This is a genomic window from Prosthecobacter fluviatilis (assembly GCF_055388355.1).
In genome coordinates, this window is sequence record NZ_AP043782.1 from 6,047,533 (window position 1) to 6,070,828 (window position 23,296).

Genomic DNA, 23,296 nt, shown 5'->3' on the forward strand with positions numbered 1-23,296 from the left:
CGCTAGGGATGGATGGCAGGGGGGCGCGGCCGGGTGATGAGCAGGCTTTTGACAATGACTTGCGGTTTGGTGCCGTCGCCTGCAGCAAGGCGCAGTGTTTCTCCACGAAGGTCACTGGTCAAGGTGAGGCTGCCCAGTCTCAGTATCCGGAAGGTTTGCCCATCTTTGGTCACTTGTTCGACCTCCAGTTCTTTTTCGAGTGTCTGGCCGTTGCATTTGACCACGATCTTGAGCGGTTTCTCAAGATCTGGGCAGGCGTAATGCAGCAGGATGTCGTAGGTGCCTGCTGCAATGAATTCGAGGCGCCAGGCGATCTCGCCGACTGTGGCAGTCGGCGCATCTGCCGAAACTTTGGGAGTGATCTCCTGAGCCAGCGCGGGGGAAAGGGCAATGAGCGCATTTTTCTGCTCGGTCGGCGTCGGAGCGGGTGCCGGTGCAGGCATTGGCATGGTGCCGGACTGAGCCTGCTGAGTGGCGATCAGGTCCAGCACTCCGCCGGCGCTGATGATCTGCTGGATGCGCGCGATCTCAGCATTGTAGGCAGACTTGTCAGCGGCGGTGGCTGCCTGCCTTTGCAGTTCGAGGAGATATTTTCCCAGCAAAGGAATGTGCCGCGCGCTGAGCTCTTTCTGATAAATGCCTTCCATCTGCTGCAGGCGTGCCGTAGCCGCCGGTGCGGCGGGGGCCGAGGAAGGTTCTGGCTGCTGCGCACTGGCTGGGCCAGACAGCAGCGCCAGTCCGGCGGAAAGTATCCAAACCCAAACAGGCTTCATGGCTGCTTCCCTCCCTGAGTTTCCGCTGAGAGCGCCCAGGCGCCCGGGGCTGGTTTGCGTTTCCTGGCTGTGTTTTCGAGCGTGGTCAGGGTGGAGAGGAAGGCCCGCTCCATGGCATTGCGCTGCTGATCTCGCGCGGGTATCACGACAGCGGCCAGCCCGTGATTGACGAGGACGTTTTGGTAAAGGCCCACATTGGGCAGGAACAGAAGAGCGGCCATGGTGCCGTCTTTGTCTCGATCCGGGCGGATCAGCAGGCGCAGCGGTTTGTCCCGCAGGTAGCTTGAGGTGAATTCACGCGCGGTTCGTCCCACGGCTATCACGTCCTCATTTTCGATGCTGAAATGTTTGGCAAAGCGTTTCACTGCGTTTTCGTCATCCTCTTCGACAGGAGCACAGTCGACCCATAGCAGGCGCACCGGCAGGGTGCGGCCTTCATGTACAACCTTGAAGCGTTCACCGGAGGCTGGTTCCTCATCCGCGAGACGCGCATCGCTGATGTCTTCAAAGCCACCGAAGCCCCCGCTGGTTGCAGTGATGGCGTTGATGCCGCTTTGGCCGGTTTTTTGCTCACCCAACCGCTTCATTCTGCGTATTTCAGCATCGACCTGCCCTTTCAACTCGGGTTTCGTCACTGCGAGATCATTGAGCTCATCGAGATAGTTGGCGGTCGCCGTTTTTTTTGCGTTTTCGATCGCTTCTTTCAAAGTCATGCTGGCCTGCTGCATCGCCGTTGCCGAGCCCGTTTTCGGGATCGGGGCGGGGCTGGCGCTTGCCGTTTCCGTGACGGGGACGAGCCGCAGGTTGCGAATACGGATGATGTTCGCGGGATAGCCATCCGTAGCTGTGAAACGCAGTGTGACAGGATTGCGGCTGAATGTCAGAGGGCCGACACGCACGGTGGTGAACGTGGTTTCATCCGTGCTGCGTGCGATTTCGAATGTCCGGCGATTCTCCGTGGCTGTGCCCAGCAGCGTGACCTCATCAAATTCAAACAAGGCGCTCTGCTGCGGCTGAAACTTGGAGGACGCATAGATGCTGCCTGCCACAGGCGCATCGCTCATATTGGCTTCGAATTCGAGATGATAGCTGCCTGGCAGCAGGCGGAAATTCTGCCACTCCGCTCCGCTGCCGCCTGAGCGCCAGCCGCCTAGTGTTTCCCCGGCAGCCTGGGCGGAGCCCATCATTCGCGCCAGGGTCAGGGGAAGAGGGGTGGCCAGGCTGGACACCGTCCCGGCATACAGGGCCTGCAGCTGCTGCCGCCTCTGGCGGATTGCCCGCGCTTCTTCATAATCTCCTGTGGCGGCCACTTCGGACTCCACCTTGGCCAGTGCACGCTCGTACTGCTGTGTCAGCAGCTGGGAGTCTGCCATCACCTGCCGCATGAAGGCCGCGCGTGTTGCAGTCAGTGCCGCAGGCTCCTGCGCCAGCAATGCAGTGCAGGCATGCAGGAGGAAAATCACGGCTGGCAGGCGGGCTTTCATCGGGTGGCTGGCACGAGTTCCAGGGCCAGCAGTTGCATGAGATTGTCAGTGATCAGTGCTGCGGCGGAAAGCGTCAGCGTTCCTGAGCCATCACTGACTTTGAGGGTGCCAGCACTGCGTTCTTCGGGGCCTTTCAGAGTGGTTTCAATGCTCGTGGTCAGGGTGAAGCGTGTTTCTTTGATCAGCAGTTTGCCTCCCTCCGCAGTGCCGCAGCGGTAGCGCAGCATCACCTCATATCCCCCGGGGGGCAGGTCTGGCAGCTTCCAGGTGGCGGAAGCTCCGACTTTGGACCATCCTGTGATGGCCCCGCCCTCAAGCCGAAGGCCGCTCAGGCTGGCATTGTCGAGGGGAAGTTTGATGCGCTCAGGCAGCAGTGAAGCTCTGAGTGTCTGTTCACGGGTCTGCAGCAGGAGCAGCTCTTTGTCCAGCCGGGCCAGTTCGTTTTGCAGACGCTTGCGTTCATCGCGCGCGGTGATGGCATCATCGTAGTCACGGTCAGCGGCAAACTGTTTTTCCAAGGCCCCGAGTGTGGTGATCTGCTCTTTTACCGGGGCCAGGCTCGCTTCAATCAGCTCACGCTCATAGTTCAGCCGCAGCAGGGCAATCTCAGCACTCGCCCCGGGGTCGTCCGTGCGCTTCTCCGCCACCGGGGCCGACATGGCAAGCCCCGCGCAGACGACTGTGCATGCGAGAACGAAACCGAGTTTCAAATGGAGAGATGAGGGGGGTGAAACAAACTGTCTCATGCTAGCCGGACCGCACGGTGAAACAAGCCCGAACTCATAGTCTCGAAATAGGTGTTCTATTCATCCAACCATCTGAAAAATCATGCTGGCAGCCTGCGGCTGCATCTGCCAGCATGCTCAGATGCGTTCTTTCCTCGCCTTCTTACTATTTTCCCAGGCAGTCTTCAGTGCAGAGCCGGAGTTCCCACTTTCTGAAGACTCAAAGCCACAGCCTAGCGCCCCCAAAGGCGACATGCTCAAGGGAGACTACTCCGGCGGGGAGGGAAGCGTTTTCCCCGGAACCACGCGCGAATACCAAATCTACCTCCCTGCGGGTTTCGACAAGTCGAAACCCGCAGCCTTCATGGTCTTTCAAGACGGCGTCATTTATCAGGCTCCCGTCGTTTTCGACAATCTCATCGCGCAAAATGACATCCCGCCGCTCGTTGGCATTTTCATCAAGCCCGGCGTCGTCCCTGCGGCAAATGACAAGGCCCTGCCGCGCTACAACCGCAGCTACGAGTACGACAGCATCACACCTGCCTACTCGGAGTTCCTCATCGACGAATTTCTGCCCGCCATTGAGGCAAAGCACGGCATCAAGCTGAGCACCGACCCCAATCACACTGCCATCTCTGGCAACAGCAGCGGCGGCATCTGTGCCTTCATGGTCGCATGGCACCGCCCGGACCGCTTTCGCCGGGTCTTCACCGGCGTGGGAACCTACGTCGGCATTCACGGGGCCGACCAGCTCCCTGTGCTGGTGCGCAAATTTGAGCCCAAGCCCCTGCGCGTCTTCCTTCAGTCTGGCACTGGAGACAACAATCTCTACTGCGGCGACTGGTGGATGGCCAACCAGATGATGGAGCGCAGCCTGGTCTGGGCCGGCTACGATGTGAACCATGCCTGGGGGGAAGGTGGACATAACGCCAAACATGCCACCCAGATCTTCCCAGACGTCCTCCGCTGGCTCTGGCGTGACTGGCAGGCAAACATCGAAGTCAAAGCGAATGTCCAAGCAGAGTCGAAGTGGAAAGGCTATGAGGTGGTCGGGGAAGGGGAGTGGCAGGACGTCCTGAACGATCCCGAAAAAAGCGGCTCGGAAGAATCGTCACTGATTTCTGAAATGGCCGCTTTTGCTGATGGTACAGTCTTTGTCCGGCAGCGCTCACTGGAGGAGAATACCCTGCGCTTCAGCCGGCTTGGCGTTTCAGGGGAAAAAGACGAAGTCAAAATGCAGGTGGCTGGCGCTCTTGCGGGCTTCACAGCCGGTCCGGAAAACCGTCTGCGCCTCTTCTTTAATGCCCGGCATCCCAGCAAAGCCGCCCGGATCGTGGATGTCTCCCGGGACGGCAAGGTGGAACGAGAGATCGAATTCGGAGACAAGGGCAACAAATACGATCCTCCTTCCACCAGGCACCAGGGCATTTGCTGTGACAGCTCAGGCCGCTTGTACTTCGCAGGAAATAATGATGCGCTGATCGGCAGAGTGGATGGCGATGGAAGCTATCATTATCGTCATGGTCAGGAGCTTCACAGTGGAGTGCTGAGAACGTCTGCAGGAGAAGTCTGCCTCTCCCCCGATCAAACCCTGTTTTACGTCGCGGGGCCAGGTGGACGTATTGACTGCCTCCATCTCCGATCTGAGCCGCCGCTGTTTGATCATGCACAGCATTTTTATCTCACTGAAGACCCTTACGGCCTGATGTCTCGTGTGACAGTCCGTGCCATGTGCGTGGACACCAACGGCTGGCTCTACGTCGCCACCTCGCTTGGCATCCAGGTCTGCGATCAGGCGGGCCGCGTGAACTTCATCATCCAGACACCGGATGAGCCGAAGGACATCTGTTTCGGCGGCAAAGATCTGAGCGAGCTTTTCATCGCCTGCGGAAATGCCATATACAAACGTCCCACCAAGGCCCACGGCATCGTCAGCGGCCAGATGGCCCCGGTCACCCCGCCAAAGCCGAAGCTCTGATGCGCTCTGCTTGCCCTACGAAATGGCAAAAATACAGCAGTTTGAGATTTGAAGCAGGGGCTTTCTGTGCGATGGAGTCTGCCCCTAAAATCTGAATGCCGAGAACAGAAGCAGCGCCGCCAAAGTCAGACTCAAATTTAAAGAAAAAGTTCGCGCCTGCCGCTTTACTCACGATAGGCGTCCTGCTGGGGGCTCTGCTGATGAAATGGTACGATCATGCCGAGGGATCTGGCGTCGTGGCGGCGGTTGCTCTTGGCAAGCCCTTGCGTCCTGGTCCCTGGGGAAGCGTTTATTCCACGGCGTTCACCATCTCCGCCCCCGAGGAATTGCTGCCGCTTCGAAGGCTGGAGGAAAATGGCACCCGCTGGGTCTTTCCCAACGCCCGCTACAACGATGTGGAGCGTGTGCTGGCATCCACAGGCATGCCGGCACACTTGCAGGCGGAATTGATGGAGCCGGCGGTGTTGGTGCAAAATCCCGGGGGCATGGAAATGATTCCATCTGCCCAGACTCTCCTGGCACTGCCTGCCGGGCCACGCAAAAAGCTGTATCAGGCTCTGTTGCAATATCCGGAAAACCGTGGGCAGATCACCTTCATCCACAAGGACACTTTGGGGGATCGCTTCGGGGGCTCACACCATGGTGAGCACACGCTCATGCTCTTCAAGCAGCTCTGCTGCGAGCACGGGGACTATCTCGTCTTCAGCGGCCTCTCCGTCGTGCTGGCGCAGCTGCCCACCTATGAGGAGAAGAGGGATTTTATGCGCGGGCTCACGTGCCAGCGCACCCTGACCATGCGGCTCCTCATCAATCATGGTGCGGATGTCAGCGCCATGGCAAATTACTGGGGGAAAGGCATCCGCGGCACCGATGTGCGTACCATTTTCGAATCTATTGCCGATTCTCCCACCGGCGGGACGCTGGGCATCATCAATGTACTGCCTCCCCAGCCCTCATCTCAGATGTTTGTGTATCCCACACCGGACAATCCATTGAACGGTCCAGCTCCGGTGCGCGACTGCCACTGGTCTTCGTTCAATTTCTTCCAGGATGTGCCTGACCAGCAGTTGGGAGACCCGGCGCATTTCATGGAGAAGCTGAAGGCCGATTACGCTCCTGCTGCGGGAGACCCGCGCTACGGAGACATCGCCTTGTTTTCCAAGCCCTCCGGAAACGTTGTTCATTCGGCCGTGTATTTGGCTGATGACATTTTCTACACCAAAAACGGGGCCACATTTACGTATCCTTGGATGCTCGAAACTCTGACGGACCTGCTCAAGCAGTATTCCTTTCAGGTTGAACCGGGAGAAAAATTGGTGGTGAGTTACTTCCGCCTCAAGAACATGTAGGCATGTCATCCTTTGATATATTGCGCACTCTCCTGCAGCGTCGCCTAGAGTTCATAGCCGACCATGAGTTTCGGGATCGTGACTCTGCGGCGCACCTGGAGGCGTTGAAAAAGGTTTCGGAAGAGCTGGGTGCTGAGCATCTCAGGCTGCGCGCACAGCTCCCTCCACGGCTGAATCATTTCCTCACCCAGGCCAGTTTCTCAAAGGCCTTGGAATATCTCGATAGCTCGGAGGGCTGAGCGCGTTGAAGTCGGTTCAACCATGAGCCGCCTCTTTTCCCTCACAACCCTGCTGTGTCTTGCTTTCGCCGCCTCTGCCATTGCCGGCGACAAGCCCAACATCATTTTCATCCTCTGTGATGACCTAGGTTATGGCGATGTGAAGTGCCTCAATCCAGATGGGAAGATCGCCACGCCGAGTTTTGACCGGCTCGCCAAAGAGGGGATGATTTTCACTGACGCCCATTCCGGCTCCAGTGTCTGTACACCGACACGGTATGGAGTCATTACGGGGCGTTATGCCTGGCGTTCCAAGCTGCAGAGCGGTGTTCTTGGCGGGCTAAGCCCCAGGCTGATCGAGCAGGGGCGAATGACGGTGGCCGGCATGCTCAAAGAGCAGGGCTACTCGACGCATTGCGTGGGCAAATGGCATCTGGGCATGGACTGGGTGCGCACCGGGCCCACCGAGGAGCTCAATATTGAAAAGGCTGATCAAGTGAACAACGTGGACTACACCAAGCCCATCACCAACGGCCCCACTAGCGTCGGCTTTGACACCTACTTTGGCATCAGCGCCTCGCTCGACATGGTGCCTTACTGCTTCATTGAAAACGATCATGTGGTAGCCAATCCCACGGAAAAAATGAAGCTTGCGATGAATGCAGGCGGTCGCATGGGCTACACTCGCGAAGGCCCGGGCTCCCCCGGCTTCCGTGGTGAAGACGTGCTGCCCACCTTCACCCGCGAGGCGAAAAAAATCGTTGAGGCAAAAGCGAAAGCGGGAACGCCTTTTTTCCTCTACATGCCTCTCAACTCCCCCCACACGCCCATCCTGCCCAGCGAAAAATGGCAGGGCAAAAGCGGTATCAGCCTGTATGCGGACTTTGTCATGGAAACAGATGACGCCATCGGCCAGATCATGCAGGCCACGGAAGATGCCGGCATCGCCAAGGACACGCTGATCATCGTTACGAGTGACAATGGTTGCTCGCCCAGCGCGGACTATCCCAAGCTTCTCGCCGCAGGTCACAACCCCAGCTACAACATGCGCGGCCACAAGGCGGATATCTTTGACGGTGGTCATCGTGTGCCCTTCATTGTTCGCTGGCCTGCCAAGGTCAAAGGCGGCCAGACCTCCGCGCAGATCGTCTGCCTCACCGACTTCATGGCCACGGCTGCGGATGCCGTCGGCGTGAAACTGCCCGAGAACGCTGCCGAAGACAGCTTCAGCATCCTTCCAGCACTGCTGGGGGAATCCGGCAAACCCGTGCGCCAGAGCGTGATCCACCATTCGATCAACGGCTCCTTCGCGCTCCGTGAAGGCGACTGGAAACTCGAACTCTGTGCCGGCTCCGGCGGCTGGAGTGATCCCCGGCCAGGCAGCCCCGGAGAGAAAGGCCTGCCCGATACCCAACTCTACAATCTGAAGACCGACATCGCTGAGAAGGACAACTTGCAGGGCAGGAACCCCGAGATCGTGACCAGGATGACTGCCGAACTCGAACAGATCGTCACCAGCGGCCGAAGCACGCCCGGTACGGTGCAGCAAAACGCCGTTCCCGTCGTCCTGCGCAAGCCCGCCCCCGCCGCCCAGCCGAAGGGCAAGGCAAAGAAAAAGGCGAAGTGATCTGTCCCAGGCCTGCCCCGGTGAAATCACGTCACTTTTTTACGTGCTTTCCCAAACCATCCCGCTAACCTCGGCGCTCGCTTCCCAAACCAAGCAAACATCATGAGCTACTCATCTCCTAAACTTCACAATGCAATGTGGCCCGGACTCGTCGGCAAAGGCGATGGCGAAGGCCAGGAACCACCGATCAGCCTGGAAAAGATGCTGGACCTCACTGCCGCAGCGAATGTGAACGGCCAGAAATTTGAGGGCATCGACTACTTCCTGTTTTTGCCGCATACCAATCCTGAGGCCAGCGATGATGAGATCAAAAAAATTGCCGACCTGATCGCCGGCAAGGGCTTCAGCGTCGGTTCCCTTGTGGCGCCCGTCTGGCCCGGCACCGTCGGTGATTCCGCCATGGGCGACGACGCGCAGCAGGAAAAGTTCCTGAGTGCTGTGAAGATGGCCTGCCGCATTGCCAAGATCTTCAACAACCACGGTGTGCGCAAGTACGGTGTGATTCGCATCGACTCCGCTGAGTTTGGCGTGGCCAAGTGGCGTGAAAACCCCAAGGCCAACACCGCCCGCATTGTGGACACCTTCAAGAAGGCCGCCCAGATCGCCGCAGACAATGGCGAGCGCCTTGCCGCCGAAGGTGAAATCTGCTGGGCCGGCATGCACTCTTGGAAGGACATGCTCGACGTCCTCGAAGGCGTCGGCATGCCAAACGCACTCGGCTTCCAGGCCGACCTCGCCCACACCTACCTCTACACCCTCGGCTACAACGCCCCCGAGCATGCCCTGCTCAAGGAAGGCTACAGCGACGCCGAGTTCTGGGCCGCCTATGAAAAGATGACCGACGCCCTTCGCCCATGGACCATCGATTTCCATGTGGCTCAAAACGACGGCACAGTGCACGGCGCAGGCTCACACGACAAGACCGGCAAGCACTGCCGTGCTGATGATCCTAACGGCAAGCTCGACATCACGAAGGCCTCCGGCTACTGGCTCAAGGATGCTGCTGCACGTGGCATCCAGCACATTTGCTGGGACGGCTGCATGTTCCCCAATGCGGTGCTCGAAACTCCAGACACCTGGAACAAGATCCTTGCCGCCATGATCAAAGTGCGTGATGCCCACGGCTGGTAACAGCTCTGATCAGATCCTTCTGGCAGCGCCGCAGAGGAAACTCTGCGGCGTTTTTTTGGTCTTGTCAGGGAGCGCTGCCCCTGTGTTAGCCTCGCGTGTATGCGCACGCGCCAGCTTATCCATCTTTCTGCCTTGCTGTTCCATGGTTTACCAAGGCCCAAGATGAAAATGCAGCTGGAGAGAAGGCGGGCATCGGGGGAAATCCAGATGCATGCAATGTCGGGAAGCTGGCCAATGACAATGAGGAAAAGAATGCCCCGCACAAAGCGCCCGCCAAGCCAGGCGAGACCGAAGCCAACCCTAAAGCACCATGAGTGGCGCCACCTTGCTTAATGGCTGCTGATAGATGGGCGCTATGCATCGTTTTCTTGTCATACCCCTCGTGCTCGCCTCCTGTGCGCGCATGATCACTCCTGTCCACCTGAGCCCTGAAATAGTCGCAGTGCTGCCGCCGGAATGCAGGCAGGTGATTTATGTGACTGCGGCCGATCAGCGCACGTCGGCTGCGGAAATGAGGCTGCTCGAGCGCAATTCCAAAGATGAATGGCTGGCTGCAAGCGGCTCCATTCCTGTGCGCGTCGGGCGCAATGGCATGGCGTGGGGGCATGGTGAATTCAAGCTTGCGGTCCCTGCTGGCTGGCGCGTCAAGCAGGAGGGGGATGGTTGCGCTCCGGCCGGGGTTTTTCGCATCACCCAGGCGTTTGGTGATGAGACGCGGCCTGGCTGGATCAAGCTGCCATACCTTCACTGCACCAAGCATCACTGGGGCATCGATGATGTGCGCTCCCGGCACTACAACCAGATTGTTGATGATCGCAGCACTGCCTGCGACTGGGAGGGCCCCGAAAGCATGGTTCCCGGCATCGGCTGTTACAAACTGGGAGCCGTCATCGCGCACAATCCGTACAACAAACCGGGGCTTGGCTCATGCATATTCATGCACCTCTGGCAGGGGAGTGAGGTGCCGACTGCGGGTTGCACCGCCATGTCTGAGGCGCATCTGCGCAGCGTTCTTGCTTGGCTGGAGCCTTCCGCGTGCCCGTGCCTCGTGCAGCTTGTGCAGCAACCTTGAAGCCCTAACGGTGCTCGATCACGTCACTGTTCTTGAAGCGCACTTTTGGCAGTGAGGCATACCGGTCGTCGACATGACGATAGCCTGCAGGGCAGAGCACGGCAGTCGTAAACCCCTGCGCGGTCAGTCCCAGGACTTCATCAAACTTTTCAGGGACGAAGCCTTCCATTGGGCAGGTGTCGATGCCCAGCATGGCCGCCACAGCCATGAACTGGCCTAGGGCGATGTAGGCCTGCATTTTGGCCCACTCCTGGGTCATGTAGCCCTGCTGCAGCGTGCCAATGAGCATTTTGCGGAAACCTGCCAGTGCTTCTGGAGTGCCTCCGCGCACTTCGATCATGCGTGTGATATTTGCGTCGATTTCGGTCTCGCCCATGCTGCGCTTGGTGGCCATCACAACCAGGTGGGAGCAGTCAGCCACCTGGCGTTGCCGCCATGCGTGAGCGACGAGCTTTTCACGCAGTTCCTGATCCTGCACCACAATAAACTTCCAGGGCTGCAGGCCAAAACTCGATGGCGTGAGCACCAGGGATTCCTCCAGAGCCGCCCAAGTTTCAGCAGGGATCTTCTTTGTGGAATCGAAGACCTTGGTAGCGTAGCGCCATTGGAGAGCAGAGAGGAGTTCAGCGGGAGTCATGGAGGCGCGACTATGAAGTGACAAGTTTCAGGTTTAAAGCCGAAAAGTTGACGATGGGCATAACCGACTCATGCAGCCAGAAGCTGTGTGCTGCGCATAAACTCTTCACTCCAGCTCTGGCGGCACATTCCCGTAGGTCCAGGGCTGGCTGAAAGGAGGTGCTTTGGGCGGTTCGGGGCGGGGTTCTGCGGTCATTTGATTCGCCAGTTCGACGCCCTTTTTGGCCATCTGTGTCCCGGCGGTGATTTCGAGGTTGGAGTAAGCCGTGAGCCTGGTTTCATAACCGCCGCCGTGCGGGCCGAAGGCTTCTTCTGTGGGGACGTAGCCAACGATGCCGTTGGAAAGCTCACATGGAAAAGTGAAGGCATGCTGGCTGCCCTTTTTGATGTCGAGCCCATACTGGACGAAATATTCGGCGGGATTGGAAACGAAGCATGCCGGACCGACTTTGATGCATTGCACTTCGCAATCGACGACAGGCATTGTCTTGTTCAGGTGGTCCAGCAAAAGAATTTCCTTGGCAAAAAGGTAGTCCGTCGTGTCTCCGGCAGGGCGGGGCAGGCTGGCAAGAGCGAGGCTTTTTGCCACCCGCTGTGGTGAAGGGGGACGGCGTTTGATTTTCAGGACTTCCTGGCGCGTTTCGATGGGCGCAGTGCTGATTTTGGGCATGGCCAGCAGAACACGGATGGCCTCGGCCCCGACACGTCCGCCGACAAGGCGGCTCCATTCCTCGGGTTTTGGATTCTGGTATGGGCTGAGGTTATCCACTTGTGTGATGTCCCCACAGGCTCCCTGCATGAAGACAACCGGGGCATGTGTATCCAGGCCGCCCTGGATGGTCTTTTCAAGATATTGGATCCAGTTGGCAGAAATGCCGCCTGGGTTGGTGGTGGCATGGCAGGCATAGTTGACCACGACGCCCACAAGCTGCCCCTGCAGGTCCCAGGCACCGATGACGCCAACCTGCGGATCGATTGGGCCTGCATATTCCAGGATCTCGGGATTGCCAGGGCGGGGGTGGCTCCAGCTCTGACCGTTTTTCATGCGCAGCCTTCGGTTGAATGCCACCTTGTCCTCATGGCCAAAGCCGCAGCTCAGCAAAACGGGCACTTTGCTTTGATTCGCGGCCACGACTCCGGACACAATCTCATGGGTCAGTCGCAGCAGGTAGCCGGGATCAGCACAGGAAGATTCTTCATAGGCCAGCTTCTTCACCAGATCTGAGGCGGTGTCATATTCTCCCGGCATGACCATGCCCACAGGGCCTGAGCTGTGCGAATGAGAGGCTCCTATGAGAACCGCGTCTCCAGTGATGCCTGTGGCTTTTTCAATTTGTTCGCGGGCGTCCAGCACCACCTGACGAGGCACGACAAGGGAGTCGAGGCCTATGACAACAGCCGTTTTCTTACCGTCATCAAACAGGGCCACGCGCACCTTGCAGGCGTCGTGAAAGGTGCGGTGATAGCTTTTGCCGTAGCCTCCCGGCTGTTCCATGCCGATGTCTGGCGTGATGTCCCGCTCCGCAAAGCCTGCCTTGATGCTGGAGGTGGGGGCAGGCGGCAGGGCGTTTAGCTTCAGAGCAAAAAGACTGGCAAAGAGAGGGAGAAAGCAAAGTCGCATGACTGGACTACGCTCATTGCGGGCATGTTTAATGATAAAAAACTTACATTACATCTTGGTGCGGATATTGCATATTACCCGTGTTCCGATCTATTGTAGAACCGCTTGATTCCTACTGATTCGTGCATGCTGCCTATTACATCGCCAAAGGCCAAAAGACACTGGGCCCGTGCTCCAAGGATGATCTGCGCAATTTTCTTGCCTATGGTTCCATTCGGGACAGCGATCTGGTGAAACGTGAGGACGAGGAGCAGTGGCACCCGGTTTCCTCTCTGCTGGAGCTGCATGCCGAAGGGCAGATTGTGGCTGATGGCCTCACCGTCCGCCCCATCCGCCGCCGGGTAGCTCGCTACCGCGACTACAACCGTGTGCCTTACGATCAGCGTGGCGGCACCGTGCTCAGGCGCATGATTCTGGGTTTTTTGTTTTTCCCGCCAATGCTGTGGTGGGCGGCTGTGTCGTTGTACACAGACCACATTTTCCGCCAGAAGAAAGATGAGAACGGCTATCTCGTCGTCTGGGGGCGCTGGGTGGAGGTGCTGGTCACGCTCATGATTATTTTGAATGCGGTTGGCTGGTGGCTGATCATTACCTATTCCTCCTGGATTTTGGGTCCCGGGCTTTCTGAACTGATGAAGGGCATGGGGGAGGCTTGGGACGTGATCAAAGGGCTGCTCAACGACACCGCTGCAAAATAATTCCCATCCGCCGGCTCGGCTGGCAAGGACTGGATTGCCATTTGGTGTGCAGGATTTGGCATCCTGAGGAGGCGTTGACATCTGCCGTGGGAGTGCCGCGTTGGTTCTGGCATGAAAGCCAGCACAACACTTTCGATTTTCGCCGCTGCCTTGTCCGCCGTCACGCTGCATGCCGCTTCTGTGGACACAACTGCCGCATCCAGGCAGGTCGATGCCCTGCTTGCCAAAAGCTGGCAGAAACATCAGATCAAGCCCAACGCTCCAGTGGACGACGCCACCTTCCTGCGCCGTGTCTATCTGACTGTCGTCGGCCGCATTCCCACGCTGGATGAGGCCCGCGCCTTCCATGCCTGCCAGATGCCGGACAAGCGTGCCAAGCTCATCGATTCGCTCCTGGCCAGCGAAGGATATGTGCAGAATTTTTTCAACTACTGGGCCGATGTGCTTCGCGCCCAAAGCCAGGGCGTCGCTGGCAACACCACCTCGCAGAATTACCTGAACTACATCCGCAGCGCACTGCGGGAGAACAAACCATGGGACCAGGTGGCCCGTGAGCTCGTCTCCAGTGAAGGCACCTGCTTCGACACCGGGGCCATCGGCTATTACATGCGCGATCGTGGCATGCCGCTGGACAATCTGTCCAACACCACCCGCATCTTTCTAGGCACCCGCATGGAGTGTGCCCAGTGCCACGACCACCCTTTTGACAAATGGACGCAAAAGCAGTTCTACGAGATGGCGGCTTTCACGCACAACATGAGCGCCACCAGCTACCGCTCCCAGAGTGCCGAGGAGGCTCAGAAGATGATCCGTGCGGACAAAAGCCTCGACGCCGAGACCCGTGACCTCATGCGCCAGGCCATCACCGAGGCGGTGCGTCCGCTGCGTGATACGCAGGTGGTGCAAAACAAAGGCCAGCTCCGTCTGCCGCATGACTACAAATACAAAGACGCAAAGCCCAAGGATGTGGTTCAAGCGGCGGTCATGTTTGGCAAGCCCGTCACGCTGCAAAAGGGGGCAAACACCATCGGGGAATTCGGACAGTGGCTGACATCTCAGGAAAACCCGCGATTTACCACGATTATTGCCAGCCGCCTCTGGCAGCGCGTTTTTGGGGCAGGCCTCTATGAGCAGGTGGATGAAATGATGGACAGCAGCGTGGCCTCCAACCCCGAGCTGATGCACTTTCTGGAGCGGCAGATGGTCGCGCTGAAATACGATATGAAGGCCTACTTGAGGGTGCTGCTGAATACGCAGGCCTTTGCACGTGAGAGCATCAAGGAAGTCTCTCCCGGCACGCCTTGCTACTTCCAGGGACCGGTGTTTCACCGCATGCGCTCAGAGCAGGTCTGGGATTCCCTCGTCACTCTTGTCAGCCCAGATCCTGACCAGGTGAACTGGAGCACCCGTGAGCGCGAACGCCGTGACCTCGAAAACCGCCATCACCTCGCGCAGCTGCTGGACAAGACCGAGGCACCGCTGCTGTTTGAGGCCGCCAAAGAGGTGGCTGCGGGAATGCGCGAACAGAACAAGGAGTTTGAGCAGCTCCGCAAAGAACTCGATGAGGCCCGCGCAAAAGACGACAAGGCCAAGTCTCGAGAAATCCAGCGTCGGCTGGGGGAAAGCCAGCGCATTCTGCGTGAGCAGGTTTCGAAATGCTTCTATGAGGCTGCTAAAAAGTCCGGCAACCAGGAAATTCAGAAGCAGCTTGCGGCGGTCAGCGGAGATGGGCCCATGGAGATGGCCATGATGAATCTCATGCAGGACAGCCGCGTGGATCCCAAGGACGCACCTCTTGACGCGAGGGTCTTGACCACCCTCAAAGCGGACGAAGAAGTGCTCGGCATGAAGGATGCAAAAAGCATCAAGAGCTTCGAAAATTTCCAGCGAACACTGCACCAGACCTGGAGCCGGGCTGCTGAGCTGCCCTCTCCTGCGCCGCGGGGGCATTTCCTGCGCGAGTTTGGCCAGAGCGACCGCGAGATCATCGAAAACGCCAGTGATGAGGCCAGTGTGCCGCAGGCGCTGACGATGCTGAATGGCTCTCTCCTCAACCAGCTTACCAGTGCCTGGTCCACGCTCAGCATCAATCTGCGCAAGGCCAAAACCAACGAGGAGAAAATCGACACGCTCTTTCTCAGCCTCTACTCGCGCAAGCCGAACGCCAAGGAGAAGGCTCACATGCTTCAGACTCTGGAAAGCTACGCCTCCTCCAAGACTCTGTGGGAGGACATCACCCTGGCTGCTCTTAGCACCCAGCGTTTTATCTTCGTCGAATAGAGCCGGACCTTTCATCAACACCTCATTCAAACGCATCATGAAAACGCCCAACAACGACCTCTCCCGCCGCGCTGTGATGACCCGCATGGCCCAGTCCTGCCTTGGGGTCGGTTTGCTGCCCTCCATGGAGCAGCTGTTCTCCGGCAAGGCTTTCGCTGTCGGTGAAGGAAGTGCCACCGCCAAGCAGGCGGCCACCGCACGCAATGTCATCTTCCTTTACATGACGGGTGGGCAGAGTCATCTGGACACCTGGGATCCCAAGCCGGACAACAAGGAGGTCGCGGGTCCGGTCAAGGCCATCAAGACGAGCGCCGACGGTGTGCAGATTAGCGAATACCTGCCGCGGACGGCCAAGCAGATGCATCACGCATGTGTGATCAATTCCATGGCCACCAACACCGCCGCGCATGAACAGGCGAATTACTTCATGCACACCAGCTTTGGCCTGCGTAGCACAATCAAGCATCCCGGCATGGGCGCATGGCTCAGCTTCTTCCAGGGCCCTGGCAATCCCGCCCTGCCTCCCTATGTGTATGTGGGCAATGACAGCCGCCATCCCGGCGCGGGCTTCTTTGCCAAAAAGCACGGCCCTCTCATGGTGAACAATCCCGAGGCCGGCCTGCAAAACGTCAAGCCTCAGAAGGGCGTGACCGATGAACGCTTTGCTATGCGTCGTGATCTTGCGCATTCGCTGGATGCAGAGTTTCAGGGCAAGTGGGACACGCGCGGCGTCAAAGCCTACTCAGACGTGTATGACGATGCCGTGAAACTCATGAAGAGCGAGGACCTCGTGGCCTTTGACCTCACCAAGGAGCCGGATGCGCTGCGGCAGGCCTACGGTAAAGACACCTTCGGACAGGGGTGCCTGCTTGCACGCCGCCTTGTTGAGCATGGGGTGCGTTTTGTCGAAGTCAGCCTGGGCAGCTGGGACACTCATGTCGCCAACTTCATCAACACACCCCGGCTCTGCGACACGCTGGACACTGCGCTGGCGGCGCTCATCTCCGACCTCGAACATCGCGGAATGCTGGAGAGCACCATGATTGTGGTGAGCTCCGAGTTTGGCCGCACACCGAAGATCAATCAGAACCAGGGGCGTGATCACTACCCGGTTTTTTCCTCCGTCATCATTGGCGGCGGCATCAAAGGCGGGATGAAATATGGAGCCACCACGCCGGATGGTTCCGGCATCGCCGCAGACAAGGTTGGACCGCCAGATTTGAATGCCACCATAGGGTATGCCTTGGGCCTGCCATTGGATCAGGTGATCTACTCGCCAAGCAAGCGTCCTTTCACCGTGGCCGACAAAGGGCAGCCTCTCACGCATTTATTTGCGTGAGGCATGGATGGTTTCAGGGAAAAAAGACGCCCGGCAGTGTGTAGCTGCCGGGCGTCGTCGTTTGAATGTTGGCACTCAGGCTTGCCGCCTGATTCAGAGCCTAGATATTCGCGGCGCTGTAGTCCCAGCCCTGGCGGTAGGCCGCACGGGTGATGAGCTTGTTGGCTTCTGCGTTGTCGGACTCCTGCTTGGCGGCGTCCCAGTTGATGACCTTGCCCGGATTGGCGATGGCCAGGTTGCCGAAGAGGCAGAGCTTGGTCAGCGGCACGGAGTAGTCGAAGTTGCTGCCACAGATCTTGTCCTGTTCGATCGCACGGATCAGTTCGAGCTGCGGCTCACCTTCAGCGATGGAGGTTTCAAGCTTGAGCTCAGGAGACTTGCCGCCGAGGAAGTCGGCCATCTTGGTGTTCGGAATGAGGCGTGGGCTGCCGCAGTAGTCGTCGGTGTTGAGGATGACACCGGCGTCACCACGGAGGAGGAAGCCGCCTTTGATCTTGTCCCAGTCGCGCTCAGCTTCGAGTTCAGCAGGCCGCTCGGGCTTCAAGCTGCCTTCGTACCAGTGCAGTTTGATTTCGCCGTATTTTTCCGTCTTGAAGTAGAAGATGACGTGGGAGGATTTCGGCCAGCTCACGTCGGTGAGTTCGGTGCACTCGGCTTCCATCTTGTAGGGTTCGCCAAGGCCGCAGGCCCAGAAGGGGCCGTCCAGAAGGTGGCAGCCCATGTCGCCCATGGCACCGGCACCGTATTCACGATGACCACGCCAGGCGAAGGGGTGCAGGCCGTCGGTGAAGGGGACGGAAGGGCAGGCAGCCAGCCAGTGCTCCCAGTTGAAGAGGTCTTCGGCGGTCTCGACGATGATGTCCTTGCCGTCAGGGCCTTTTTTCTTTTCCTTGATCTTCGGTACGGTGCCCTGGATGTACTTGGCCTTGGCTTCGTTCCCCTGAGGCCAGATGGGGCGGTTGGTCCAAACGTGGATTTCTTTGACGTTGCCGACGATGCCTTCGCTGACCCACTGCTTGAGGAAGCGGATGCCCTTGCCGGTGTGGCCCTGATTGCCCATGTTCGTCTTCACGCCTTTTTTCTTGGCGGCCTCGTGGAGCTGGTTGGCCTCCCAGATGCGGTTGACCAGCGGCTTTTGCACGCACACGTGCTTGCCACGCTTGATGGCTTCCATCGCTGCAGGGTAGTGAGCGTGGTCCGGCGTGGAGACGGTGCACATGTCGATCTTGTCTCCCATGGCATCGAACATTTCGCGGAAGCTTTCGAACATCTTGGCGTCAGGATACTTCTGCTGGGCCTGCTTGAGGCGCTCACGGTCCACGTCACAGATGGCCACGATGTTGGCTCCTTTGGCCGAAATGCCCACGTCGGAGGCTCCTTTGCCGCCTGCGCCGCCGATGCCGGCGACGTTGATCTTTTTGACGACCGCCGCGTCCTGGCCGATGAGCAGGTTAGGGAAGAAGATGCCGCCTGCGGTTGCGGCGGTGCTACGAAGGAAGGTACGACGGTTGGGGAAGAGCGAGGGCTTCATGTGGGTGGATTGGGACCGCAAAGATAGCGGATTGGCGCAGAAATACGCAATGGGAATGTAGTCGTGCGGAAAAAACTTGGCTTGTGGTGGAGAAATTTCTTCAGGGCATTGTTTGTGCTTGGCGCATGACCGTATCACACCTTAAAAGACTTCATGGACTTTGCTAAATTTGCTGCTGATCTCTCCGGTTTTGTCTGGGGGGCGCCTCTCATCATTCTGCTTTTCGGCACTCATCTGTTTCTGACGCTTCGCACCGGCTTCATTCAGAAGCACATGATTCAGGCCATCCGCATCTCATTCTCCCGGCACAAGGAGGGGGAAGGGGACGTGTCTCAGTTTGGCGCGCTGATGACGGCGCTGGCCGCCACCATTGGCACAGGCAACATCATCGGCGTGGCAGGTGCGGTTGCCATGGGTGGGCCGGGTGCGGTGCTGTGGATGTGGCTCACGGGCGTGTTTGGCATCGCCACCAAGTATTCGGAGGCTGTGCTTGCGGTGAAGTATCGCATCACCATGCCTGACGGCAGTATGGCGGGCGGGCCCATGTATGCGCTGGAGCGTGGGCTAGGGCAGAAGTGGCTGGGAGTTGTGTTTGCCGTCTTCACCTGCATCGCTGCCTTTGGTATTGGCAACATGACACAGGCCAACAGCATCGTGGAGATGCTCATCGAGAAGGTGAAGCCGGAATCAGTGACCCAGTTGCGCTGGATCGCCGGTGGGGTGATGGCGGCGCTGACGGCGGCCGTGGTGCTCGGTGGCGTTAAGAGCATCGCCAAAGTGTGCGGCTTTTTGGTGCCGGTGATGGCCGTGGGCTACGTGGTAGGCTGTGCGCTGATCCTGATCAAAAACTATGCGGTGCTGCCGCAGACCTTCCTGGACATCTGGAATGGAGCGTGGAACGGGCAGGCGGCGGTGGGCGGTTTCGTGGGGGCAGGATTGAAGGAGGTGGCTCGCGCGGGCATCGCTCGGGGACTTTTCTCGAATGAGTCCGGCCTGGGCTCCGCGCCCATCGTGGCTGCAGCGGCGCAGACGCGGAATCCGGTGCGTCAGGCGTTGGTGAGCAGCACGGCCACCTTTTGGGACACCGTGGTGGTGTGCCTCATGACCGGCCTGGTGGTGGTGAGCAGTGGCCACTGGAAGGACGGCCTGCCCAAAGCTGCGCTGACCAGCGCTGCCTTCAATGATTTGCACGTCTGGGGGCCGTACATCCTCATGTTTGGCCTGATGACCTTTGTTTTCTCCACCATTCTCGGCTGGGGCTACTATGGTGAAAAAGCAGCGGAGTACCTCTTTGGCTCTCGCGCGGTGAAACCCTACCGAGTTCTCTGGGTGCTGGCCGTGCTGTTTGGCTCGGTCCAGCCCGCGCAGGCTGTCTGGGACTTTGCTGACGCGGCGAATGGGCTGATGGCACTGCCAAATCTCATCTGCCTGATCTGTCTCAGCGGGGTGATTGTGGCTGAAACCAAGGCCCATCGTCATGAATTGACCGGCGGGGAGTGAAAAAGTCTGCTGTCCCACTTGCAAGAACGCCACTATCCACTATTCTCTCCGCCCGCCTTATCACTGCCTCATGGTGTAATGGTAACACAGCAGATTCTGAATCTGTTATTCAAGGTTCGAATCCTTGTGAGGCAACCACTTCGTTTCCTGCAGCAATGCAGGCATAAAAAAGAAGGCACGGCCATCTAATTAAGACGCGCCGTGCCGTTTCGCTAAACTTAAAGCTGCTGTCTCAGGACTTGGCCTGTGTGGCTGCGAGGATGGCTGAGTCCAGCCGTGCCAGGCGGTGAGTGCTGGAGGCTGTTTCGATGCCTTCCAAAGCACGGTAAGTTTTGCCAACTTTTTTGACCAGTCCGCAGTTCGTCAGCTTGAGAATCTTTTCATACGACCTCAGGCGCAGCATCTCTTCGCCTCCGCTCACAGCGTTTTTCAGCTTCAATCCCTCAAACACCTTCGCAAAGAGAGTTTTGAACTCAAAAGTTTCCCCTGAGGAAAGAACATTCACCAGCTCATCGGTGACGTGATCAACTACCCGACGGGAGAAAGGCGCTTTTTTAGTGACTGCTTTTGTTGTGACCATCTGTTCAAGTACCACAAGAATGGCGCGCTGTCTCAGAAACCCTTCGCAAAACACATATTTCTGCCTTGTTATGCGTGCTTAGGCAGCGAGATACTCTTCTTTGCCTGCTCGGCTAAGTTTTTTGAAAGAAATTTCGGCTCTTAAGGCTGTGGATTTGTTCTTTTGAGGCCAGGAACGCAGCAGAATTACCGGGCCTCGTCCTCGGGTGTAGCGTGCGCCCTTGCCTGCATTGTGCTGGGCTATCCGGCGGTCCAGATCATTGGTGATGCCACAGTAAAGTGTCTCGTCTTTGCAGAGCAGGACATAGAGGTGCCACTTTTTAGCAGCTTTGCTCTTGGCTTTGGCAGGCTTTTTCTTCTTCGGCACGGCGCAACATAGCCGGAGTGGCTGGAAATCAAAACAGCTCGCTGATCATCGAGCCTTCGGTCAGCGCGATGGGGCGGTCGTCCGAGGAACGGTAGCTGATCTCGCGGTAGTCGTAACCCAGGGCGGAGTAGATGCTGGCGTGGATGTCTGCCGGAGTGATGGGGCGGTCCTTGGGGTAGGCCCCGCTGGCGTCCGAACTGCCGATGACCTGGCCGCCGCGCACGCCGCCGCCTGCCAGCACCACGGTGTAGCAACCCGGCCAGTGGTCACGCCCGGCGTCGGTGTTGATCTTGGGCGTGCGGCCAAATTCTCCCATCCAGACTACGAGGGTGCTTTCCAGCAGCCCGCGCTCCTCCAGGTCGTCCAGCAGCGCGGCATAGGCCTGCTCCATGGGCGGTACGAGGCGGTTTTTGAGACCGTTGAAGTTGTCCTTGTGCGTGTCCCAGGTGATGGACGGGCCGTTCACCGTGGTGACAAAGCGGGTGCCGGACTCGATGAGACGGCGCGCGAGGAGGTGGGACTGGCCCCAGCTATGGCGGCCATAGCGCTCGCGCACTTTGTCGGGCTCCTTGGAAAGGTCAAAGGCAGCGGCGGCCTTGCCGGACTGAAGCATGGTGTAGGCCTGCTCATTGAAGATGTCCATCTGCGCCACCTGCGGGGATGCGATTGGGCGCGAGACGGCGCTCATCTGATTGAGCAGCGAGAGGCGCTCCTGGAAACGTGCGGGCGTGAGGCTGGAGTCGAGGCCCATGTTGCGCACACGGAATGTGGCGGCATTGGGGTCGTCATCCAGCACGTAGGGATCGTAGCGTGTGCCGAGGCAGCCGCCGAACTGGCCGGGGGTGAGGTACACCTTGCTGTCGCAATGAGGGAAGGGGGTGATGACGTAGGGCGGTACGCCTTTGCTAAAGCCGTCCCGCTGAGCCAGCCAGCCCACGAGGGTGCCCACGCCGGGCAAGTCCGTGGGGCTGGGGGTGATGAGCGTGCTGTCCACACGATAGGGCCGCCCGGTGGTGGCCCAGTGCATGCCGCCATTGTGGCTGCTGTGGCCGTGGTGCACGGAGCGGATGAGTGCCAGCTTGTCCATGCGCTTTGCCATCTGCGGCAGCAGCTCGGTGACGTGGATGCCGGGCACGCTGGTGCGGATGGTCTTGAACTCACCGCGAATCTCCGAGGGGCCGTCGGGCTTGGGATCCCAGAGGTCGATGTGGCTAGGAGCGCCGCCATTGAAGATCATGATGACGGACTTCGCCTTGCCGATCCCGATGCCGGGGCGTGACGAGGGCGCGCCCAATGCAGCGAGTTGGTTCAGCCCATAGCCTAGCATCCCCACGCCACCTGCATGAAGCAGGCTGCGCCGCGAAATACGAATCTCTGGAACGTGAGAGGACATGACCGTCCAGAACCTACGCGGCGAGAGGCGCGTTCTTGCGAAACGAAAATAAGTGAGCGGTTTTCACGTCCGCCACTGGAGATCGACCTTCGCACCATTCCACTCGTGCTCCGGCAGGTGCGTGTGGGTGGTGAAGCTGCCGCCGGTGGCGCTCAGCGTGGCCATGGTCCAGCCGGTGGTGCTTTCCTTGGGATTGGACACATAGGAGGTGGCCGGGGTATTGAGGATGTGGATGCCGCGGTGGTGGAAAAAATTGCGGTGGTGGATGTGCCCATGGATGTAGGCCTTCACCTGCGGGCGGGCGACCAGCAGCTCCCACAGCGGCTCGGAGTCCTCCAGGCCGCCGGGGAAGTGCTTCTCTTCGCCACCAAGGCGCGGATTGTGATGGGCAAAGACGAGCGCGGGCTTGTTGGCGTGTGTGTCCAGAGCCTTGGCCAGCCAGGCGAGCTGCTCATCCCCGAGCAGTCCCTGCGCCACCATGCGCGCTTTGAGGGAGTCGAGCAGAAAGAGATTGGCACGAGCGGTCTGCACTACACCGACGTGCTTGGAGGCCACGGCTGCGGTGGCGGGCTTTTCAGCGGTCAGCACTTGATAAAAGACATCGCGGTCATCGTGGTTGCCCATGCTGAGGTGCACGGGGATGCCCGCCTCATGCAGCGGGGCGATCAGTTTGGCAAAATGGGTGTAGTCGTCCGGCAGGCCGCTATTGAGCGCCAGGTCGCCATTGATGACGACTGCCGCAGGACGCTTGGGCTGGGCCACGAGCCAGGCGACGGTGTCACGCAGGTGCGTGGGGATGGAGGCCGTGGCCGGGTGCTTGCCGCCCACATGGGTGTCATTGAGAATGGCGATGAGGTTTTCATCCACCTCGGCTGCACCAGCACTGCTGTGTGCCAGGGCTGCTGCGGCACCCATCTGGGCGATGAAATTTCGGCGGGAGGTCAGATGAATCGGCATAGGCTGCTATACGCGACGCTTCCGGCCCGTATTGCTCC

Annotated in this window: 20 protein-coding genes and 1 tRNA gene; 11 read left to right on the forward strand and 10 right to left on the reverse strand. The window is 58.8% G+C overall.

Annotated features, from left to right (window positions below):
* Positions 1-2: 2 nt before the first annotated feature.
* Genes ACZ5WW_RS23630 through ACZ5WW_RS23640 form a run of 3 tightly spaced genes read right to left on the reverse strand, consistent with a single transcriptional unit; the run spans position 3 to position 2,967 of the window.
* Positions 3-773, reverse strand: coding sequence for a hypothetical protein (locus tag ACZ5WW_RS23630; RefSeq protein WP_377163566.1), 771 nt, complete (start codon positions 771-773; stop codon positions 3-5).
* Positions 770-2,257, reverse strand: a complete 1,488-nt coding sequence (locus tag ACZ5WW_RS23635; protein WP_377163569.1) for a hypothetical protein — start codon at positions 2,255-2,257, stop codon at positions 770-772. Before ACZ5WW_RS23635 ends, ACZ5WW_RS23630 begins: the two co-directional genes overlap by 4 nt.
* A complete protein-coding gene (locus ACZ5WW_RS23640; RefSeq protein ID WP_377163571.1) occupies positions 2,254-2,967 on the reverse strand; it encodes a hypothetical protein in 714 nt (237 codons plus the stop codon). Before ACZ5WW_RS23640 ends, ACZ5WW_RS23635 begins: the two co-directional genes overlap by 4 nt.
* Positions 2,968-3,085: 118 nt before the next feature.
* Here ACZ5WW_RS23640 and ACZ5WW_RS23645 point away from each other — a divergent pair, with 118 nt between their 5' ends.
* The 6 genes from ACZ5WW_RS23645 (at position 3,086) to ACZ5WW_RS23670 (ending at position 10,357) form a co-directional block, all read left to right on the forward strand.
* Entirely contained in the window at positions 3,086-4,960 is a 1,875-nt protein-coding gene (locus tag ACZ5WW_RS23645) for an alpha/beta hydrolase-fold protein (RefSeq protein ID WP_377163573.1), read from the forward strand.
* A gap of 200 nt (positions 4,961-5,160) precedes the next feature.
* Positions 5,161-6,309, forward strand: a complete 1,149-nt coding sequence (locus ACZ5WW_RS23650; protein WP_377163576.1) for a hypothetical protein — start codon at positions 5,161-5,163, stop codon at positions 6,307-6,309.
* Positions 6,310-6,311: 2 nt separating this feature from the next.
* Positions 6,312-6,548 (forward strand): hypothetical protein, encoded by a 237-nt coding sequence (locus ACZ5WW_RS23655; protein ID WP_377163578.1) that lies wholly within the window; start codon positions 6,312-6,314, stop codon positions 6,546-6,548.
* 22 nt (positions 6,549-6,570) lie between these two features.
* Positions 6,571-8,154, forward strand: a complete 1,584-nt coding sequence (locus ACZ5WW_RS23660; protein ID WP_377163580.1) for a sulfatase family protein — start codon at positions 6,571-6,573, stop codon at positions 8,152-8,154.
* A 102-nt stretch (positions 8,155-8,256) separates the two neighbouring features.
* On the forward strand, positions 8,257-9,285 hold the full coding sequence (locus ACZ5WW_RS23665) for a sugar phosphate isomerase/epimerase family protein (protein WP_377163582.1): 1,029 nt from the start codon (positions 8,257-8,259) through the stop codon (positions 9,283-9,285).
* 403 nt (positions 9,286-9,688) lie between these two features.
* A complete protein-coding gene (locus tag ACZ5WW_RS23670) occupies positions 9,689-10,357 on the forward strand; it encodes a L,D-transpeptidase family protein (protein WP_377163584.1) in 669 nt (222 codons plus the stop codon).
* A 4-nt stretch (positions 10,358-10,361) separates the two neighbouring features.
* Here ACZ5WW_RS23670 and ACZ5WW_RS23675 read toward each other — a convergent pair whose 3' ends face one another.
* Positions 10,362-10,994 (reverse strand): NAD(P)H-dependent oxidoreductase, encoded by a 633-nt coding sequence (locus ACZ5WW_RS23675; RefSeq protein ID WP_377163586.1) that lies wholly within the window; start codon positions 10,992-10,994, stop codon positions 10,362-10,364.
* A gap of 105 nt (positions 10,995-11,099) precedes the next feature.
* Positions 11,100-12,614 (reverse strand): hypothetical protein, encoded by a 1,515-nt coding sequence (locus ACZ5WW_RS23680; protein WP_377163588.1) that lies wholly within the window; start codon positions 12,612-12,614, stop codon positions 11,100-11,102.
* A gap of 122 nt (positions 12,615-12,736) precedes the next feature.
* On the opposite strand from ACZ5WW_RS23680, the gene ACZ5WW_RS23685 reads away from it, so the two are divergent.
* The 3 genes from ACZ5WW_RS23685 to ACZ5WW_RS23695 all read left to right on the forward strand — a co-directional run bounded on the left by ACZ5WW_RS23685 (position 12,737) and on the right by ACZ5WW_RS23695 (position 16,931).
* Positions 12,737-13,312, forward strand: a complete 576-nt coding sequence (locus ACZ5WW_RS23685) for a DUF4339 domain-containing protein (protein WP_377163590.1) — start codon at positions 12,737-12,739, stop codon at positions 13,310-13,312.
* A 111-nt stretch (positions 13,313-13,423) separates the two neighbouring features.
* Complete coding sequence (locus ACZ5WW_RS23690; RefSeq protein WP_377163592.1) at positions 13,424-15,592, forward strand: DUF1549 domain-containing protein; 2,169 nt, start codon at positions 13,424-13,426, stop codon at positions 15,590-15,592.
* Positions 15,593-15,629: 37 nt separating this feature from the next.
* Positions 15,630-16,931, forward strand: coding sequence for a DUF1501 domain-containing protein (locus tag ACZ5WW_RS23695; RefSeq protein WP_377163594.1), 1,302 nt, complete (start codon positions 15,630-15,632; stop codon positions 16,929-16,931).
* 100 nt (positions 16,932-17,031) lie between these two features.
* On the opposite strand, the gene ACZ5WW_RS23700 is transcribed toward ACZ5WW_RS23695, so the two are convergent.
* A complete protein-coding gene (locus tag ACZ5WW_RS23700) occupies positions 17,032-18,462 on the reverse strand; it encodes a Gfo/Idh/MocA family protein (protein WP_377163596.1) in 1,431 nt (476 codons plus the stop codon).
* 153 nt (positions 18,463-18,615) lie between these two features.
* Here ACZ5WW_RS23700 and ACZ5WW_RS23705 point away from each other — a divergent pair, with 153 nt between their 5' ends.
* Both ACZ5WW_RS23705 and ACZ5WW_RS23710 read left to right on the forward strand, forming a co-directional pair.
* Positions 18,616-19,962, forward strand: coding sequence for an alanine/glycine:cation symporter family protein (locus tag ACZ5WW_RS23705; protein WP_377163598.1), 1,347 nt, complete (start codon positions 18,616-18,618; stop codon positions 19,960-19,962).
* 64 nt (positions 19,963-20,026) lie between these two features.
* A tRNA-Gln gene (locus tag ACZ5WW_RS23710) sits at positions 20,027-20,100 on the forward strand.
* Positions 20,101-20,194: 94 nt separating this feature from the next.
* Here the strand turns inward: ACZ5WW_RS23710 and ACZ5WW_RS23715 are convergent.
* The 4 genes from ACZ5WW_RS23715 to ACZ5WW_RS23730 form a co-directional block, all read right to left on the reverse strand.
* Positions 20,195-20,542: a hypothetical protein gene (locus tag ACZ5WW_RS23715; protein WP_377163600.1), complete on the reverse strand. Its 348-nt coding sequence runs from the start codon at positions 20,540-20,542 to the stop codon at positions 20,195-20,197.
* A gap of 78 nt (positions 20,543-20,620) precedes the next feature.
* Positions 20,621-20,908 (reverse strand): GIY-YIG nuclease family protein, encoded by a 288-nt coding sequence (locus ACZ5WW_RS23720; RefSeq protein ID WP_377163602.1) that lies wholly within the window; start codon positions 20,906-20,908, stop codon positions 20,621-20,623.
* A gap of 28 nt (positions 20,909-20,936) precedes the next feature.
* Positions 20,937-22,301 (reverse strand): DUF1501 domain-containing protein, encoded by a 1,365-nt coding sequence (locus ACZ5WW_RS23725; protein WP_377163604.1) that lies wholly within the window; start codon positions 22,299-22,301, stop codon positions 20,937-20,939.
* 63 nt (positions 22,302-22,364) lie between these two features.
* Positions 22,365-23,258, reverse strand: a complete 894-nt coding sequence (locus ACZ5WW_RS23730) for a metallophosphoesterase (RefSeq protein WP_377163606.1) — start codon at positions 23,256-23,258, stop codon at positions 22,365-22,367.
* Positions 23,259-23,296: the final 38 nt, after the last annotated feature.

Coding starts and splice junctions, on each gene's coding strand:
- ACZ5WW_RS23630 (WP_377163566.1), bottom strand. CDS start 773: ATGAAGCCTGTTTGGGTTTGGATACTTTCCGCCGGACTGGCGCTGCTG.
- ACZ5WW_RS23635 (WP_377163569.1), bottom strand. CDS start 2,257: ATGAAAGCCCGCCTGCCAGCCGTGATTTTCCTCCTGCATGCCTGCACT.
- ACZ5WW_RS23645 (WP_377163573.1), top strand. CDS start 3,086: ATGCTGGCAGCCTGCGGCTGCATCTGCCAGCATGCTCAGATGCGTTCT.
- ACZ5WW_RS23650 (WP_377163576.1), top strand. CDS start 5,161: ATGAAATGGTACGATCATGCCGAGGGATCTGGCGTCGTGGCGGCGGTT.
- ACZ5WW_RS23655 (WP_377163578.1), top strand. CDS start 6,312: ATGTCATCCTTTGATATATTGCGCACTCTCCTGCAGCGTCGCCTAGAG.
- ACZ5WW_RS23660 (WP_377163580.1), top strand. CDS start 6,571: ATGAGCCGCCTCTTTTCCCTCACAACCCTGCTGTGTCTTGCTTTCGCC.
- ACZ5WW_RS23665 (WP_377163582.1), top strand. CDS start 8,257: ATGAGCTACTCATCTCCTAAACTTCACAATGCAATGTGGCCCGGACTC.
- ACZ5WW_RS23670 (WP_377163584.1), top strand. CDS start 9,689: ATGATCACTCCTGTCCACCTGAGCCCTGAAATAGTCGCAGTGCTGCCG.
- ACZ5WW_RS23675 (WP_377163586.1), bottom strand. CDS start 10,994: ATGACTCCCGCTGAACTCCTCTCTGCTCTCCAATGGCGCTACGCTACC.
- ACZ5WW_RS23680 (WP_377163588.1), bottom strand. CDS start 12,614: ATGCGACTTTGCTTTCTCCCTCTCTTTGCCAGTCTTTTTGCTCTGAAG.
- ACZ5WW_RS23690 (WP_377163592.1), top strand. CDS start 13,424: ATGAAAGCCAGCACAACACTTTCGATTTTCGCCGCTGCCTTGTCCGCC.
- ACZ5WW_RS23695 (WP_377163594.1), top strand. CDS start 15,630: ATGAAAACGCCCAACAACGACCTCTCCCGCCGCGCTGTGATGACCCGC.
- ACZ5WW_RS23700 (WP_377163596.1), bottom strand. CDS start 18,462: ATGAAGCCCTCGCTCTTCCCCAACCGTCGTACCTTCCTTCGTAGCACC.
- ACZ5WW_RS23705 (WP_377163598.1), top strand. CDS start 18,616: ATGGACTTTGCTAAATTTGCTGCTGATCTCTCCGGTTTTGTCTGGGGG.
- ACZ5WW_RS23715 (WP_377163600.1), bottom strand. CDS start 20,542: ATGGTCACAACAAAAGCAGTCACTAAAAAAGCGCCTTTCTCCCGTCGG.
- ACZ5WW_RS23725 (WP_377163604.1), bottom strand. CDS start 22,301: ATGTCCTCTCACGTTCCAGAGATTCGTATTTCGCGGCGCAGCCTGCTT.
- ACZ5WW_RS23730 (WP_377163606.1), bottom strand. CDS start 23,258: ATGCCGATTCATCTGACCTCCCGCCGAAATTTCATCGCCCAGATGGGT.